At 67.9% G+C, this 860-nt stretch carries 1 protein-coding gene; it reads left to right on the top strand.

The window, feature by feature from the left end; translation table 11 throughout:
* The first annotated feature begins 41 nt into the window (after positions 1 to 41).
* A protein-coding gene (locus IG62_RS46910; protein WP_199812598.1) for an IS5 family transposase occupies positions 42 to 850 on the top strand; the annotation gives its coding sequence in 2 pieces (ribosomal slippage) (positions 42 to 389 and positions 392 to 850; 807 coding nt in all).
* Positions 851 to 860: the final 10 nt, after the last annotated feature.

Genomic DNA, 860 nt, shown 5'->3' with positions numbered 1-860 from the left:
AGACGCCGTTTCTGATGGCGTGATCGCTCGTTGAGCTGCGCATGGCGGATCTGGTTGAGCGGTTGGTGCCGGACGAGTTGTGGGTGCTGTTCCGGCGGGTGGTCCCGCCAACGGAGGTCATACGCCCGCAAGGCGGCGGCCGCCGACGAGCCGGTGACCGCGCATGCCTGGCAGCGATCATCTTCGTGGCCACCTCCGGCTGCACGTGGCGGCAGCTGCCGCCAGTGTTCGGGCCGGCCTGGCCCACCGTCTACCGGCGCTTCGCCCAGTGGAGCAGGAATCGGGTGTGGGCCAGGCTGCACCGTGTCATCCTTGACGAGCTCGGTGCCCGAGGCGAGTTGGACTGGTCGCGGTGTGCGATCGACTCCGTCAGCGTCAGGGCGGCAAAAGGGGGCCACTGACCGGACCGAATCCGACCGACCGCGGCAAGCCGGGATCGAAAATCCACCTCATCACCGACCGAAACGGCGTGCCGCTGTCGCTGGGCATCTCCGGCGCCAACATGCACGACAGCCTCGGCCTGGAACCGCTCGTACGCGGGATCCCGCCCATCCGCTCCCGCCGCGGCCCGCGCCGCCGGCGTCCGGCCAAGCTCCACGCCGACAAAGGCTACGACTACGACCACCTGCGGAAATGGCTTCGTGAGCGTCGCATCTGCCACCGCATTGCCCGCAAGGGCATCGAGTCGTCCACGCGGCTCGGCCGACACCGCTGGGTCGTCGAGAGAACGGTCTCCTGGCTGGCCGGATGCCGAAGACTGCACCGCCGTTATGAGCGAAAGGCCGAGCACTTCCTGGCCTTCGTCGGCATCGCCGCAGCCCTCATCAGCTACCGCCGACTCACCAACTGAAACAACCTCT

Source organism: Streptomyces sp. NRRL S-337 (genome assembly GCF_000720175.1).
GTDB lineage: Bacteria > Actinomycetota > Actinomycetes > Streptomycetales > Streptomycetaceae > Streptomyces > Streptomyces siderophoricus.
Note: the sequence above shows the minus strand (reverse complement) of the source record. Positions and strands in the feature narration are given on the sequence as shown.